A 14,960-nucleotide genomic window follows, 5' to 3' on the forward strand; every position below is an offset into this window, starting at 1 on the left:
AGAATCCCATTCTTTACACGGCCGGAAGCGGCGCATGCTGCTTCAACGCCTCGAGCACGCCGGCAAAATCGTGATGCACGATGCCGTATGACAACCGTGGGCGGCGGATGACGATGACATCAATGCCGAGCTCCTCGGCGGCAGCGATTTTCTCATCGACAAACCCGACTTTGCCGCTTTCTTTCGTGACGACGACCGTGACGCCAAAATGGCGGTATAGCGCCCGATCGAGCTCTTTCGTAAACGGCCCTTGCATCATGACGATCTGCTCTTGGGAAAACCCGAGCCGCTCGCATTTGTCGAGATTGTCTTTCCGCGGCAGCATCCGCGCAATCACCTTGACGTCCGGGCGACCGATGAGCCTCGCGGCGAAAATGTCGAGCGTTTTGCTGCCGGTCGTCAGCATCACGACGCCGCCTTTTTCCGCCGCCAAGTCAGCCGCTTCTTCATAGCTGTCGACAAATGTCACCTTCTCGGATGAAAACGAAGACGCCTGCCGCTCGTAGCGAATGTAGGGCAACCCGGCGTCTGCTGCCGCTTGCATGGCGTTTTTTGACGCCTCTTCAGCAAATGGATGGCTCGCGTCCACAATCGCTTTGGCCCCCTCGGCTTTGGCCAGATCGGCAAGCTGGGACGCATCCAAGCGGCCGACATAGGCGCGAATGCCGGCCGATCGGAGCTGTTCGGCCGCGTGATCGGTGACGACCGTCGCGGTTACGTTATAGCCGGCTTGTTGGATCATCACCGCCAATTCGCGGGCATCGCTTGTTCCAGCTAACAATAAAATCATCGGACGCTTCCTCCTTCAATGATGGTGATGATGATGGTGATGATGGGCGGCGTGCAGCCGATATTGACAGATGTCGCAATTCATCGCCACCGTTTGGCCGAGCACCTCGTTGAGGCGGTCAAGCACGATCTCCTCAAGCTTCGGATGAAATCCAAAATAGCCGGCAAGCGCAAACGAGATATGCGAGTGCTCAGCTTGGTATTGCGCCATTTGCTGCTCAAGCCGCTTAATCAGGATGCCGGTGAATAAAAAATACGGAAGAACAACGATCCGCCTAGCTCCGAGCATGAGACAGCGGCGGACAGCATCATCAAGCGACGGCGTCGTCACGCCCATAAACGCCGGCTCGATGAGCGCATAGCCGGTCTGTTCCCAAAAGAGGCGGGCGATTTTATACAAGTCGCTGTTCGCATCCGGATCGCTCCCGCCGCGGCCAAGCAAAATGACCGCTGTTCCGTCATCCGGCTGCTCCGGCCGCTCGCCGATTTCTTGCAATCGTTCGCGCAAAATAGCAAATGTCTGCTCATGGACGCCGATGGGGCGGCCGTAGCGGAACACCATATGCGGATAGCGCGCTTTGGCCTCATCGATTTCCGCCGGGATATGCAGCTTCGAATGCCCGGCCGGCAATAAAATGAGCGGAATGACCGCCACTTCCATTGCCCCGGCTTCGGCGCAGCGTTCGATTCCTTCGCCGATCGACGGACGGCCAAATTCTAAAAAACTTGTTTCAATATGAAACGAATCGCGCAAACGCGGCCGCAGGCGGTCGACAAACTGCCGCACTTGCTCGTTCCCTTCCGGGTCGCGGCTGCCATGGCCGACAAATAAAATGGCTCTCATCCTTGTTTTCCCCCTTTTGTTAGCGGACGTCTTCCGCCGTTCCCTATAAGCGCAATGACTCGATGGGCGCTTCATCCAAATGCGAGGCGCCCATCTATGCTCTTTTATGGAACCAGCCGGTTATTCGATCGACTGTCGGAAAAAGATGCGTCGCTTCGACACCAACGACATCTGCAGACGTTCAAGCTGCACTTATATAACGCATGCTTCCGTCACTCACCGCAAGCCGGCATTTCGATGGACGCGGCCGGTTTTGCCTCTTCGTGTGAAAAACGTCCGACTTGCTTCACGCGGCGGAAAAACTTATGAAACCGTTCATTTGGATGTGCTTGTTCTTGATACTGTTCGATGATTTCTGCCATAACCGCCACAATTTCTTCCGGCGGAATGCCTTCCGCGACGAGCTGGCCGGGATGGGCGTTGCGGCCGACCGTTTTCCCGCCCAAAAACAAATCAAATTTCCCTTTCCGGTACACAAGCCCGATGTCTTCGTGCACCGCGCCGTAGCACGCCATCCCGCAGCCGTTGATGCCAAGCTTCAACTCTTTCGGCAGCGCCATGCCGCCAAACCGGCGCGCCAATTCCTCCGCGTATGGAATGGCGTCTTTTTTCTCTCCATCGCAAAAATCACATGCCTTCACCGTCAGCACATCACCGACCGGCATCACGATCAGTCCGGCGTCAACGAGACGGGCCACAAGCCCATCTGGGTCCTCTGTCAACCGTTCGATTTTCATATAATGATCCGGTGTGTAGGTCATTTTTCCATCCATCCCTACCACTTCCGCAAGCACGATGAGCTGTTCCGGGGTGAACTGTTTATTGGCCACGCCCGGGCTCACCGCCGCTTCCAACAACACGACCGCCGTCTTTCTTGTTTTCCGTCTCTCTAAAGCGGCGAGCGCGTCTTCGGCTGTTTCTTTCACCCGTTTTGGCGCGGCGGTCGGCTGCCGTTTGGCTGTTTTTGCCAGCGGTGCAGCAAGCGGCGGCAAAACGGCAGCCAGCGGCGTTGGCTCGGCCTCCTTCGTGGCCGCGGCAACAGACGACGGTCGAACCGCGGTGGCCAAGGCGGTGAAAGCACGATCCTTCTGGTTGTCCCCGGCGAGGACAGCCGCTTCGGACGGTCCTGATGCCCCCGTGCTTCCTTCGTCCTCATCTTCCAGCGGTTTCGTCTGGTCAAGCGCCCACGGCTCCGCTTCTTTGCGCAGCCGTTCATGCGGTTTGAGCGGCTGGACGGCGGCTGCTAGTTGATACTTGCGCTGGTAGCCGCGCGGCGTGATCATCACGCCGTCATGGACGAATGTCGTTGAGTTGCCGATAATCACCGTCGTCAACATGCCGATCTCATGGTCAAGCATATGCGCCAAGTCGGTGAGGACGATATGCTGCCGCTCGCGGTACGCGCTTTTCACCAGACCGACCGGGGTTTCCGGAGACCGATGGCGGAGCAGGATGCGCTGTGCTTCCACAATCTGTCTAGTGCGCCGTCCGCTTTTCGGGTTGTAAAGCGCGATGACAAAATCGGCCGCGGCGGCGGCGTCAATCCGCTTTTCAATCAGCTCCCACGGCGTCAAATGGTCGCTCAAGCTGATCGTGCACGCATCGTGCATAATCGGTGCGCCAAGCAGCGCGGCGCACGAATGGATCGCGGAAATGCCGGGGATGACTTCGACTTCAATCGAGCTGTCTTTCGTCCACCCTTTTTCGATCAGCACTTCATACACGAGCCCGGCCATGCCGTACAACCCGGCGTCACCGCTTGAAATGACGGCGACCGTTTTGCCGCGCTCCGCCCATTTCACCGCCGCTTGGGCGCGGCTCACCTCTTCCGTCATGCCCGTGCTGATGATTTCCTTTCCGACAATCAGATCGCGCACAAGTTCGATGTACGTTTTGTAGCCAATGATGACGTCGCTTTCTTCAATCGCTTCCCGAGCCCGTTTCGTCATATGGTCGACGCTTCCCGGGCCAAAGCCGACAATGAGCAATTTGCCGCCCACTTTACAGCCCCCCTCTCCATATCTCGATTATCATCGACATCCCTAACCATATGCTGTAAATCCCTGTGACCGCACCAAGGACATAAAACAGTCGTTCCCGCTGCTTTGCTTTCCAAAATCCCCACGATAATCCAGCCGCTGTAGCAATCGTCGCAATGAGCAAGCCGGCGACAAACAGCACAAGCTGAAGGACAGCGGCGCTCACACGCACTTTTCCGACCGCGTGGGTGATAATGGCTAGCTGGGTCGGGCTTTCGACGCCAATGCCATGAATGATGCCGATGATCAAGGCGCCAGCCCAACCAACATGCGAAAAAGAACGGCAACTGTCCATTTCCCGCCTTCCCCGCAGCCATCGAGTAACCGTATGGCCGAACTCATAAAGGAGCTGAAACCGGCTTTTCACCTCACCCCGCCGAAAAAGAGAAAAAAGCATCATCCCGCCAAGAAGCACAAGCGTAACGCCAACTAAGAGCTCAATGGCGGCGGCTGACGACTCGGGAAGCCGGGCGCCGACCATGAGCGCCGCCACCCCCATGACAAACACGATTGCTCCGTGTCCAATAGCGTACATGATTCCGAGCGCCAACTGCTGTCTTCGCCGCGACTCGCTTCCGACCATATCCGCAATGGCCGCGACATGGTCGCTGTCCATCCCATGACGCATGCCGAGAAATATCGCTAACATTACATAACTGGCCCATTCCATCATTACGTCCTCCTCTTTCGAACGCCAATAACCGACTCCGTCCCACCAAGACGGGTCAACCCGTCTTCACGGTATTCATACGTCGCCCACGCGCGAAGCGGCTCGCCGTTTTGCAAATGGCGATGGACGACCTCTTTTGCCTTCTCCGGTGTCATCAACCGGTACCAGACGCCATCCGGGTAGACGATCATCACACACGCATCTTGACAGCGTCCGTTGCAGCGCGTCCTTGTTGTATGGACAGCGTCGTCAAGCCCAAGGCGGGCGATTTCCTCGCGCACCGCGGTTGTCACGTCATCTCCGCCATGGCGGAGGCACGTCCCTCCGTTGCAAATGAGCACATGATGCTTCATTCCCCGCAAATCCCACGTCGCCACCAAATCCCCCCTTTTGCTAGAATGGTAGAATGAAATGCGGCAGACGGACGGTTTTTCGACAAAAGAAAAAGCACCTCTACAGCAGAGGTGCAGAAAAATGTATACGAAAGCCGTAAACGGCCCAAACAGGGCCCCTAAAGCCGTCATTCTCCCGCACGTCTGCCTATAGTCCCGTAGGCATCCGTCCGATCCAAACAAGGCAGGTCTCCTGACTTAGGATCATCGCTTGGCGGCGTCTTCCCGAAGCATCCTTCAGTGACTTGTTGCCGCAAAGCTCCCCATCACAGTGGCGGGCACCGTGCCGGATTTTCACCGAGCTTCCCTTTTCACCCAAGCCCTAAGCGGGCTAGGCACCTTGTTTGTCTTACCGCCATATATGCGCTGTCATGGAACAAGCATCCGTTTTCATCGTAGTACAACCAATGCGTTGCCGTCAACCGTTTTTTGCCGACAAATCTTTGTTGGCGACGACAACGCCGTCCGCATCAGCGTACACGTACGCCCCTGGCTCCCAGCGGACGCCGCCAAACTCGAGCGCAACGTCGCGTGAGCCTTTTCCCTCTTTTTTGCTTTTCACCGGGCATGTGCCGATCGCCATCACGCCAATCGGCATGGCGCCAATTTCCGCTGAATCGCGGATGCAGCCGTGGATGATGACGCCAGCAAGCCCCCTCTCGCAAGCGATTTGCGCCAGCCGGTCGCCTAATAGCGCGACGCGGCGCGAGCCTTTTCCATCGACCACGAGCACCGTCCCCGGCGGCACCGTCTCCAGCGCTTCTCGGACAAGGACGTTGTCTTCAAACACATCGACCGTCGCAATCGGCCCGGAAAACGCCCGCTTTCCGCCGTACGATTGGAACGGCAACTCGCATACTTGCAACTCGTCTAAAAATTGATCGCATAAATCGGCTGTTTTCATTGTCGCTCTCCCCTTTCATGTTTTGCATTCGCCGTCATTCGCCAAAATCCTTCTGCCTCAGCAGTTTTTTGTCGACGATCTTTCATTCGAACGACTGACACGAACGCGGCGATGTGAACCAAACCATTGTGTGGCCGTCAATCGCTTCGATGTATTCCACCGATCGCATTGAAACCATAAAAAACGGCCCCGCGCCGATATATAGCGGAGACCGTTTTCACCGGCTCAAAGCCCCTCCGGTTTGACCAGACGTTCAGCTGGGCTAGCTGGATTCGAACCAGCGCATCACGGAGTCAAAGTCCGTTGCCTTACCGCTTGGCTATAGCCCAACGTTTTGTTGTCGTTTACAGTATGCGGCATGATAACGCACTTTATGCATCAAACTGAATATCCCTTTGCTTGATGTGCGAAACTATCGGTACAAGCATCCTTTTCCCACTATATCACCTCGTTTTTCCCTCGCACTTGTTTTCCCGATATGATATACTGAAAGGGGAGAGATGTATATGCGCCGGATCACGGTTTTTCGCTTCTATCTTTGCACATTGTTTTTGTTATCGTTGCCGATCGTCTTAGCGGCCGCGGCTGCCTGGCAGCCATCCAGCCAGCCGAAAACCGCCGTCATCGCCCACCGCGGCGCGTCCGGATACGCGCCGGAGCATACGCTCTCATCCTACCGCCTTGCCGCCCGCATGCAGGCGGACTATATCGAAGTCGATGTGCGCGCAGCCAAAGACGGGAAGCTCGTTGCTCTGCATGATGCGACGCTCGCCCGGACGACAAATGCCGAAACGGTCTACCCGCGCCGTGCTCCGTGGCGGGTAAATGATTTTTCGTTCGCTGAACTGAGGCGGCTGGATGCCGGGTCGTGGTTTCATCCACGCTTTGCCGGCGAGCGCATCCCGACGCTTGATGAGGTGATTCAGATGCTGAAAGCGGAGCGTGTGGAAGCCCCGTTGTACATCGAAACGAAACAGCCCGGCATCGAAGAGGCGGTCGTCCATCTATTGAAAAAACACGGTTTCCTGCAACAGCGCCGCGTCATGTTTCAATCGTTCCACCCGGAAAGCTTGCAAGCGCTCCGGCCGCTCATCCCGCACGGCATTCGGCTCATTCAATTGGTCGACGAGAAGGAAGCGCACAGCGGCCGCGACGAGCTGCTGCAACAAATCGCCGTCTATGCCGATGGCATCGGCTTGCCGCTTTCGGCCGTCACCGAAGAGTGGGTGCGCGCCGCCCATGGCCGCGGGCTCATTGTTCACGTCTATACCGTCAATGAACCACACGATCTCGCTCGCCTATGCGCCATGGGCGTTGACGGCCTGTTCACCGATTATCCAGACCGCCCTGGCCGCATTGCCGCCTGCCGTCGTCTGCCCCGCCATTGACCGGCCTTCAGGGAGCCAGGGGGAGCTTATTGTTTACATAATGTTATTATGGTTAATAAAAACGAAAATCGTTCCCATTTGACCCGATTCGGTGTATCATTTGAGAAAAAGGAGGCCAGATCATGTGGACGATCATCGATTACGAAAACGGCCCATTTACCGTGACGACGGACCGCCGCCGCGTCCAGCTTGAGCGCGTGTTTGACTTCCTTGCCCGCTCGTATTGGGCGAATGAGCGCAGCCGCGAAACGATCCTCAAATCGCTTGACCATTCGCTCTGCTTTTCCCTTTTTCACGGCGACAGGCAAATTGGCATGGCGCGCGTCATCACCGACCGGGCGACGTTCGCCTATCTGTGCGACGTGTTCATCGATGAAGCATACCGTGGGCAAGGTCTCGGGAAATGGCTGTTATCATGCGTGCTCGCCCATCCTGATGTCGCCGCTGTCCGCAAGGTGATGCTCGCGACCAAAGACGCGCACGGGCTGTACAGGCAGTTCGGCTTTGCCGCGCCGAGCGAGCCGGAGCGGTTGATGGAGCGGATTCAAGAGCCGCGAACGGAGTAAAGGGCAAAAAAAGGCGGGCCGCCATCGGTCCGCCTTTTCGCCAAACCTCCCATCCCCCAACGCCTGTTGCCTTCGTCACCACTTCGGAAACTGAAACGACAATTTCTTCTCGTTTTCATCCCAAACGAGTATGGCGTCAAACGTTTTCCCGCCTTTTTTAAACCCTTTTATGACATTTGTTTTCCCTTGCGCCAGCAGCTTTTTCACATTCGCCGCCGAAATCGATTTGCCGAGAATGCGTTTGGAGATCGTAAACGAGCATTTTGTTTTCGCGTACTGGTCGCAACCGTACAACGTTCCTTTGTCGATGACGGTCCCGCCGCAAAGCGGGCACGGCCCAAGCTTCTCGCCCATCGTTTTTTTCTTCCTTGTCCGCTGGATCGAGGCGGTGTCAACCCCTCTGAAATTCCAATTCGGCGCGGCGGCGATGGCGTCAGCGACCACTTTTTGCGCCAACTTTTTCACCTGTTCCATAAAGGCGGCGGGCGAGGCGCTCCCTTCGCCGATTTCGCTTAAGCGCTGCTCCCATTTCGCCGTCATTTCCGGCGAGGCGAGGATCGTGCCGCCAAGCGCCTCGATCAACACTTTCGCCTTGTCGGTCGCGTACACGAGGTTCTTTTTCACTTCAATATACTTCCGCTCTTTCAGCATGGTAATGATCGCCGCCCTTGTTGCTTCCGTGCCAAGCCCTTCCGTTTTGGCGAGCACTTTTTCCAGTTCCTCATCGTCCAAAAATTTTCCCGCCGTTTTCATCAAGGTGATGAGTTCGCCTTCTGTATACCGTTTCGGCGGCTCGGTCTTCCCTTCTTTCACCTTTACAGCGGCCGCTTTCCCCGCCTCCCCTCGCTCAAGGGGAGGCAGCGCAGCATCTTTCTCCTCCTCATGCGGGCGGATGACCGCGCGCCATCCTTCCTCGACGACCTGCCTTCCTTTCGAAACGAAGCGAGCCCGACCGTCAACGAGCGTCGTGACGGTCGTATAATCGATGACCGCCGCCTGGTGGTGGGCGGCAATCAAGCGGCGGACGACCAAATCATACACCTTCCGCTCGTCGTCCGACAGCTTCTCCGGGGCAACAACTTGTTCAGTCGGGATGATCGCGTAGTGGTCGGTGACTTTTTTCTCGTTTACATAACGCTTATTCTGTAAAATCGACGGCTGCGGCAGCGGAAAATACGGCGCGTACGCTGGAAACGATGACAACTTTTGCAAAATGGCAGGGAACGTTTCCGCTTCCCCTTTCGTCACATGCATCGAATCGGAACGCGGGTACGAAACGATCCCTTTTTGGTAGAGCGATTGCAGCACATCAAGCGTCTTTTTCGGCGAGAAGCGGTACAGCTTGTTCGCTGTCGCCTGCAGCGTCGATAAGTTGAACAACAGGGGCGGCTGATACGTTTTCCGCTCCGTGCGGACATCGGCGACTTCCGCTCGTTTTCCTTGGCAAAAGGCAGCGATCTTTTTCGCCATCTCCTCGTCCTTGAGGCGCGTTTGGCCGTTTTCATCCTTCCATTTTCCTTCATAGCGCTTATCGCCGATGACAAACGAAGCGACGACTTCCCAAAACGATTCAGGGCGGAACTGCTCAATTTCCCGTTCACGCCGGACGATCAGCGCCAATGTCGGCGTCTGCACGCGTCCGACGGAAAACACATCATTCATCCCGCGCTCTTTCAGCAAGAGGCTGTACACGCGCGAGGCGTTCATGCCGACGAGCCAATCAGCGCAGGCGCGGGCGTACGCTTCCTCATAGAGCGGGCGCGTCGTCTGCTCATCAAGCAAACGGCGGAACCCTTCCTCAATCGCCTTCGGGGTCAATGATGACAGCCAAAGCCGCTTGATCGGCTTGTTGACGCCGCTCATGCGGATGATGTTGCGCACAATGAGCTCCCCTTCGCGCCCCGCGTCGCCGGCATGGATGATTTCCGTCACTTCCGGCTTTCGCAACAGTTCCTTGACCACTTGAAACTGTTTCGCCTTCGCTTTTTCGATCTCATACTCGAACCGTTCCGGGATGATCGGCAACGTGTTGAGCGTCCACCGTTTCCACTCGGGGCGGTACCGCTCAGGAGCTGCGAGCTGGAACAAATGCCCGATCGCCCATGTCATATACGCCCCGTTGGGAAACAAGTCATTCGGCAAAATTTCGATATAGCCTTGCCGTTTTTTCGTCCGAAAAATCGAGGCGAGCGTCGCCCCTTGGTCCGGCTTTTCCGCGATAATGACTTTCATCGTCCTTTCCCCTTACGGCACATCATGCCCCATGGAGCTTTGCAAAATGGCGAACCATTGCTCGCGGGAAAGCGACAAAGACAGCGCCCGCACCGCCCGCTCGATGCGTTCTTGTTTCCCCGAGCCGACAATCGGCATCATCCGCGCTGGATGAACGAGGAGCCACGCGTACAGCACTTCGTCGATCGTCTCAGCGCCCACTTCGCCTCGCACTTGTTCAAGCGTCCCGCGCAGCCGCACCGCCCGGTCATCGTCAGCGGAAAAAATCGCTCCACCGGCGAGCGGCGACCATACCATTGGCGGAACGCGCTTCTCAAGGCAAAGGTCAACTGTGCCGTCTTCAAGATTTTCCAACCGATACGCCGATACTTCGATTTGGTTGGTCACGAGCGGAAACGGCAAATACGACTGAAGCATTTCCCACTGCGAACGTTTAAAGTTCGAGACGCCGAAATAGCGCACTTTTCCGTCCTGTTTCAGCTGGCAAAACGCCTCGGCCACCTCTTCTGGATTCATGAACGGATCCGGACGGTGAATGAGCAAGACATCGATATAATCCGTGCGGAAATTGGCGAGCGACTGCTCGACCGAGGCGATGATATGGGTTTTGCTTGTATCATATAATTTCATCCCGTATTTTGGCGGCCGCTTGATGCCGCATTTCGTCACAATCTCGATCTGACCGCGCAAGCTTGGCTTTAACGCCAGCGCTTCGCCAAAGCGCGATTCACACGTGTAGTCGCCGTAAATATCAGCATGGTCAAACGTCGTAATGCCGCGCTCAAGACAAAATTCAATGAGCCCGAGCAGCTGCTCGCGCGAATAGCCCCAGTCCGCAAGCCGACAACAGCCGTGAATGAGGCGGGAAAAAGTCAAATCGTCCGCTAAACGGATTCGTTCCATTGATCGTCTCCCTTTCTTTTTTTGGTTTTGGCTAAAATCGTTCCGCTTGCGCATACTACCAACAAGAGGAAAAAACGGAAAGGACGTGATGATATGAAGCGCTGGCTTCTTGGGCTCGCCGCCGTGCTTCTTTTGGCCTCCCCATGGCCGACATCAGCCGCCGAAACTGCATACGAATGGAATGTGGCCGACATTTACCCATCCGAACACGAATGGATGCGCGACTACAAGACGGTGAAAAACGCCTTGCCGAAACTGGCGGCGTTTGAAGGGAAGCTTGACGATGCGAAGACGATCGCCAAACTGTTCGCCCTAAACGAACAAACGGCCCGCAAGCTCGAAAAACTGTCGCTTTACGCCCATTTAAAACGCGATATCAACATTGAAGATGAAACGGCGGCCCGGCTCGGGGCAAAAGTGGAAGCGCTCGCCGCCCAATATGCGGCGAAAACAGCGTTTATCGAGCCGGAACTGCTCGCCCTCCCAGAGCGGACGCTCAGGAAGCTCCAAAAAAGCAAACCGCTGAAAGCGTACCGCTATTACTTCCATGAGTTGCGTGAGCAAAAGCCGCATACGCTCACGAAACGCGAAGAACAGCTGCTCGCGAAACTATCGCCGGTGCTCGGCGAAGCGGAGAACATTTATGACCACGCCGCCCGCGGCGATTACGAGCCGCCATCTGTCAAGATGCCGAACGGAAAGACAGTGACATTGACCGACGACCAATACGCCGCCATGCTCGAGCACCCGGACCGCCGCTATCGAAAGGCGGCGTTTGAAGCGAAAGCCAAAAGTTATGAAGCCATGGAACAAACCGCAGCCGCGACGCTGTATGCCTCGGTCAAAGCGGATGAATTGTATGCGAACGTGCGCCGCTATCCATCCGGCCTTGCCGCCGCGCTGGCCGCCGATGACGTACCAAAGGAAGTGTTCGATCACTTGATCGCCGCCACTCGCCGCCACTTGCCGGCGCTTCACCGCTATGTCGAACTGCGGCGGCGCGCGCTCGGGCTTGACCGCGTCCATAGCTATGACTTGTACGTGCCGCTCGTCGGCGAAACAATGAAACCGATTCCGGTCGAAACGGCGAAGACGCTCATAGTGGAAGGACTCAAGCCGCTCGGCGCCGACTATATCAAACAGGTGCACCGAGCGTTTCAAGAACGATGGCTTGATGTCTTCCCGCGCCCGAAAAAATATACCGGCGGCTACAACACGGGAGCGTATGACACCCATCCGTTCATCTTGCTCAATTACAACGGTTCGCTCGACAGCGTATTGACGATGGCTCACGAGCTTGGGCACGCCATGCATTCCGTATACACGAACCGCGCGCAGCCGTACCATTATTCCGGTCATTCGATTTTCACCGCCGAAGTCGCCTCGACCGCGAACGAATGGCTCATGCTCGATTATTTGTACAAACAGGCGAAAACAAAAGAAGAAAAACTCCGCCTGCTCATCGAACAAATCGAGCAAATCCGCGGCACGTTGTACACGCAAGTGATGTATTCCGAATTTGAACGGATGATTCATGACAAAGTGCGCCAAGGCGGCAGTCTGACAGCGGACGAACTGAACCATCTTTGGCTTGGCCTGCTCAAAACGTATTACGGCCCGGCGTACGCCGCCGATCCCGGCGCCGCGCACGGCTGGCTGCGCATCCCGCATTTTTATGACGCCTTTTATGTATACAAATATGCCACTTCGCTCGCGGCGTCGTACACCATTGTGAGCGACATCCAAACCGATACAAGCGGCAAGGCGGTGAAGCGGTACAAACAATTTTTGCGCTCCGGCGCATCCGATGATCCGATCCGTCTGCTCAAGCGAGCCGGAGTGGATATGACAAGCCCCGAACCGATCGAGCGGGTCTTAGGTCATTTCGCCGAACTCGTTGACGAACTCGATCGACAGCTGCCAAGCCAAAACCGTCAGCGGTCTACATGAAAGAGGTGTCCCGCGCCGTTCGGGACACCTTTGTTATTGCGGCGGAAAAAAGAATATCGCTTTGCGCTGCAACGCGCCGGACCGGTTAAGGCGGTCGATCGCGCGCAAAGCGACACCATGCGCTTGCCCCGCAGCCAAGGCGGTTATTCACTTAAAGATGCGCCTGCAATTTTTTCTTTCACCTTGCGGATGTTTTCCATCTTATTGTCCCAGCACGCTTGGCTCAAATCGACGGGATATTGCTCGGGATTGAGCGTCCGTTTGTACTCCTCCCAAAACAAGCGCAAGCTTTCTTTCGCATACGCTTGAATGTCCGGAAGCGGGGGCGACGTATACACGAGCCGGCCGTTGTCGAAGATCGTCACATGCAAATCACGCGCTTCGAAATTGGTGACGAATTTGCTGATGAACGTGTACACCGGATGGAACATTTTCAGCCGCTCTTCTTGCTGCGGGTTTTCGCTCTCTAAGGCGATGTAGTCGCCTTCCGCTTTATGGTTGATTTTGTTGACGATGCGGTACACCCGCTTCAGCCCCGGCGTCGTCACTTTCTCTGGATTGCCGCTGATTTTGATTGTATCGACCATCTCACCGCGTTCGTTTTCAATCGCCACCATTTTGTACACGGCGCCGAGCGCTGGCTGATCGTACGCCGTAATGAGCTTTGTGCCGATCCCCCACACATCGATTTTCGCCCCTTGCGACTTCAAGTTTAAAATCGTATCTTCATCCAAATCGTTCGAGGCGAAAATTTTCGCGTTCGGAAATCCGGCTTCATCGAGCATTTTCCGCGCTTCCTTCGACAAATAGGCGAGATCGCCGCTGTCGATGCGGATGCCGATAAAGTTGATTTGGTCGCCCAGCTCCTTCGCGACGCGAATGGCGTTTGGCACCCCGGACTTCAACGTATCGTACGTATCGACGAGAAATACGCAGTCTTTATGACGGCGTGCATACTTCAAAAAGGCGGTGTATTCATCCTGATACGCTTGAATCATCGAATGGGCGTGCGTTCCGGCGACCGGAATGCCAAACAGCTTCCCGGCGCGCACGTTCGATGTCGCCTCAATCCCGCCGATATACGCTGCGCGCGCCCCCCAAAGCGCCGCATCCATCTCCTGCGCCCGCCGGCTGCCGAACTCCAAAGCCGGTTCGTTCCCGAGAATATGCTTAATGCGCGACGCTTTCGTGGCGATGAGCGTCTGGAAATTGATAATGTTTAAAATAGCCGTTTCGATGAGCTGCGCCTCGGCGAGCGGCGCCTCGATGCGCATAATCGGTTCATTGGCAAACACCACTTCCCCTTCGCGCATCGAACGGACCGTGCCGGTGAAGCGAAGCGTCCGCAAATAGTCTAAAAAGTCGTCGCGGTAACCAAGTTCTTGGCGCAAATAGTCGATGTCGCTGTCAGAAAATCGGAACTGTTGCAAAAACTGAATGACACGCTCCAACCCAGCGAACACCGCATAGCCGTTGCCAAACGGCAGCTTGCGGAAAAACACTTCAAACACAGCGCGGCGCTCATGCATACGATCTTCCCAATACGTCTCGACCATGTTGATTTGATATAAGTCCGTATGAAGCATCAAACTGTCATCGGCATATTTTTTCATGAATGTGCAACCTCCAACATACGAATGACTGCGCCGCCGAATGGAGAAAAAGAACGTTCATCGTCTATTCTATCATGTTTTCTCCATTATTCCACTATTTCTGCGCCTAGCGTATGGCGAAAATGGCGGAGCGCCCATTCGTGTCCCGCCGCGTCGAAGCTCGCGACCGCCCGCCGGTGGACGACGATGCGAAAGCCTTTATTGTATGCATCGACCGCCGTATGGAGGACGCAAATATCGGTGCAGCAGCCGACCAAATGCACTTCCGTGATGCCTCTCTCGCGCAATTTCAGCTCCAAATCGGTCCCGGCGAACGCGCTGTAGCGCGTTTTGTCCATCCAGTAGACGTTGTCTTTATGCTTATTTGCTTGATACACCTCTTCGAGCTCCCCGTACAGCTTTCGGCCCTCCGTCCCTTCAATGTTATGCGGCGGAAACAGCTTCGTTTCCGGATGGTAGTGATCTCCCGCCACATGTTTGTCAATGGCGAAGACAACAAAATCTCCACGATCGATAAACTGTTTCGTCACCCGTACAAGTTCTTCTTCAATCGCCTGCCCCGGCTTCCCGCATGTGAGCGCGCCATGATCGGCGATAAAATCGACGGTGTAGTCGATGTTAATGAGTGCTCTCTTCATGAAAATCCCTCCTGCGTGTTTGTCTAACAAAC

General features: G+C 55.8%; 13 protein-coding genes, 1 tRNA gene and 1 riboswitch. Of the genes, 3 read left to right on the forward strand and 11 right to left on the reverse strand.

The features are described 5' to 3' along the window. Positions 1-13 precede the first annotated feature (13 nt). The 7 genes from cobK to GT3570_RS08635 all read right to left on the reverse strand — a co-directional run bounded on the left by cobK (position 14) and on the right by GT3570_RS08635 (position 5,967). The gene (cobK, locus tag GT3570_RS08605) at positions 14-790 is read right to left on the reverse strand and encodes a precorrin-6A reductase (protein WP_008880155.1); all 777 of its coding nucleotides are present in this window, start codon (positions 788-790) and stop codon (positions 14-16) included. 15 nt (positions 791-805) lie between these two features. Continuing rightward, positions 806-1,633 (reverse strand): sirohydrochlorin chelatase, encoded by an 828-nt coding sequence (locus GT3570_RS08610; protein ID WP_008880154.1) that lies wholly within the window; start codon positions 1,631-1,633, stop codon positions 806-808. Between the two features lie 212 nt (positions 1,634-1,845). Continuing rightward, a complete protein-coding gene (gene cobJ, locus GT3570_RS08615; protein WP_015374904.1) occupies positions 1,846-3,633 on the reverse strand; it encodes a precorrin-3B C(17)-methyltransferase in 1,788 nt (595 codons plus the stop codon). 1 nt (position 3,634) lies between these two features. Next, a complete protein-coding gene (locus tag GT3570_RS08620) occupies positions 3,635-4,342 on the reverse strand; it encodes a HoxN/HupN/NixA family nickel/cobalt transporter (protein WP_236612559.1) in 708 nt (235 codons plus the stop codon). A 2-nt stretch (positions 4,343-4,344) separates the two neighbouring features. Further along, positions 4,345-4,719 carry a (2Fe-2S) ferredoxin domain-containing protein gene (locus tag GT3570_RS08625; protein WP_025039121.1) on the reverse strand — a complete coding sequence of 125 codons (375 nt, stop codon included), beginning with the start codon at positions 4,717-4,719 and terminating at the stop codon, positions 4,345-4,347. A gap of 181 nt (positions 4,720-4,900) precedes the next feature. Beyond that, positions 4,901-5,092: riboswitch (cobalamin riboswitch) on the reverse strand. Between the two features lie 60 nt (positions 5,093-5,152). Then, positions 5,153-5,638, reverse strand: a complete 486-nt coding sequence (rraA, locus tag GT3570_RS08630; RefSeq protein WP_011887481.1) for a ribonuclease E activity regulator RraA — start codon at positions 5,636-5,638, stop codon at positions 5,153-5,155. Positions 5,639-5,895: 257 nt separating this feature from the next. Beyond that, positions 5,896-5,967: transfer RNA gene (locus GT3570_RS08635), tRNA-Gln, on the reverse strand. Between the two features lie 177 nt (positions 5,968-6,144). Between GT3570_RS08635 and GT3570_RS08640 the strand changes: the two genes are divergently transcribed. Together GT3570_RS08640 and GT3570_RS08645 are read left to right on the forward strand one after the other, a co-directional pair. After that, positions 6,145-7,026: a glycerophosphodiester phosphodiesterase family protein gene (locus GT3570_RS08640; RefSeq protein WP_162924019.1), complete on the forward strand. Its 882-nt coding sequence runs from the start codon at positions 6,145-6,147 to the stop codon at positions 7,024-7,026. 122 nt (positions 7,027-7,148) lie between these two features. Beyond that, positions 7,149-7,592, forward strand: coding sequence for a GNAT family N-acetyltransferase (locus GT3570_RS08645; RefSeq protein ID WP_014195907.1), 444 nt, complete (start codon positions 7,149-7,151; stop codon positions 7,590-7,592). 75 nt (positions 7,593-7,667) lie between these two features. On the opposite strand, the gene GT3570_RS08650 is transcribed toward GT3570_RS08645, so the two are convergent. Continuing rightward, complete coding sequence (locus GT3570_RS08650; RefSeq protein ID WP_062898630.1) at positions 7,668-9,824, reverse strand: DNA topoisomerase III; 2,157 nt, start codon at positions 9,822-9,824, stop codon at positions 7,668-7,670. 12 nt (positions 9,825-9,836) lie between these two features. Then, positions 9,837-10,727, reverse strand: coding sequence for an aldo/keto reductase (locus tag GT3570_RS08655; RefSeq protein WP_023634583.1), 891 nt, complete (start codon positions 10,725-10,727; stop codon positions 9,837-9,839). A gap of 93 nt (positions 10,728-10,820) precedes the next feature. Between GT3570_RS08655 and pepF the strand changes: the two genes are divergently transcribed. Beyond that, on the forward strand, positions 10,821-12,677 hold the full coding sequence (gene pepF / locus GT3570_RS08660) for an oligoendopeptidase F (RefSeq protein ID WP_062898631.1): 1,857 nt from the start codon (positions 10,821-10,823) through the stop codon (positions 12,675-12,677). Positions 12,678-12,820: 143 nt separating this feature from the next. Here the strand turns inward: pepF and GT3570_RS08665 are convergent, their stop codons facing one another. Further along, positions 12,821-14,290: a nicotinate phosphoribosyltransferase gene (locus GT3570_RS08665; protein WP_014195911.1), complete on the reverse strand. Its 1,470-nt coding sequence runs from the start codon at positions 14,288-14,290 to the stop codon at positions 12,821-12,823. A gap of 86 nt (positions 14,291-14,376) precedes the next feature. Further along, complete coding sequence (locus GT3570_RS08670; protein ID WP_014195912.1) at positions 14,377-14,928, reverse strand: cysteine hydrolase family protein; 552 nt, start codon at positions 14,926-14,928, stop codon at positions 14,377-14,379. Positions 14,929-14,960 lie beyond the last annotated feature (32 nt).

The organism is Geobacillus thermoleovorans, from assembly GCF_001610955.1.
Lineage (GTDB): Bacteria > Bacillota > Bacilli > Bacillales > Anoxybacillaceae > Geobacillus > Geobacillus thermoleovorans.

Excerpts from the sequence above, each read along its gene's own strand:
- GT3570_RS08650 (WP_062898630.1), bottom strand. The coding sequence starts at position 9,824 with ATGAAAGTCATTATCGCGGAAAAGCCGGACCAAGGGGCGACGCTCGCC.
- GT3570_RS08655 (WP_023634583.1), bottom strand. The coding sequence starts at position 10,727 with ATGGAACGAATCCGTTTAGCGGACGATTTGACTTTTTCCCGCCTCATT.
- cobK (WP_008880155.1), bottom strand. The coding sequence starts at position 790 with ATGATTTTATTGTTAGCTGGAACAAGCGATGCCCGCGAATTGGCGGTG.
- GT3570_RS08670 (WP_014195912.1), bottom strand. The coding sequence starts at position 14,928 with ATGAAGAGAGCACTCATTAACATCGACTACACCGTCGATTTTATCGCC.
- GT3570_RS08665 (WP_014195911.1), bottom strand. The coding sequence starts at position 14,290 with ATGAAAAAATATGCCGATGACAGTTTGATGCTTCATACGGACTTATAT.
- GT3570_RS08610 (WP_008880154.1), bottom strand. The coding sequence starts at position 1,633 with ATGAGAGCCATTTTATTTGTCGGCCATGGCAGCCGCGACCCGGAAGGG.
- GT3570_RS08645 (WP_014195907.1), top strand. The coding sequence starts at position 7,149 with ATGTGGACGATCATCGATTACGAAAACGGCCCATTTACCGTGACGACG.
- GT3570_RS08620 (WP_236612559.1), bottom strand. The coding sequence starts at position 4,342 with ATGGAATGGGCCAGTTATGTAATGTTAGCGATATTTCTCGGCATGCGT.
- GT3570_RS08640 (WP_162924019.1), top strand. The coding sequence starts at position 6,145 with ATGCGCCGGATCACGGTTTTTCGCTTCTATCTTTGCACATTGTTTTTG.
- pepF (WP_062898631.1), top strand. The coding sequence starts at position 10,821 with ATGAAGCGCTGGCTTCTTGGGCTCGCCGCCGTGCTTCTTTTGGCCTCC.
- rraA (WP_011887481.1), bottom strand. The coding sequence starts at position 5,638 with ATGAAAACAGCCGATTTATGCGATCAATTTTTAGACGAGTTGCAAGTA.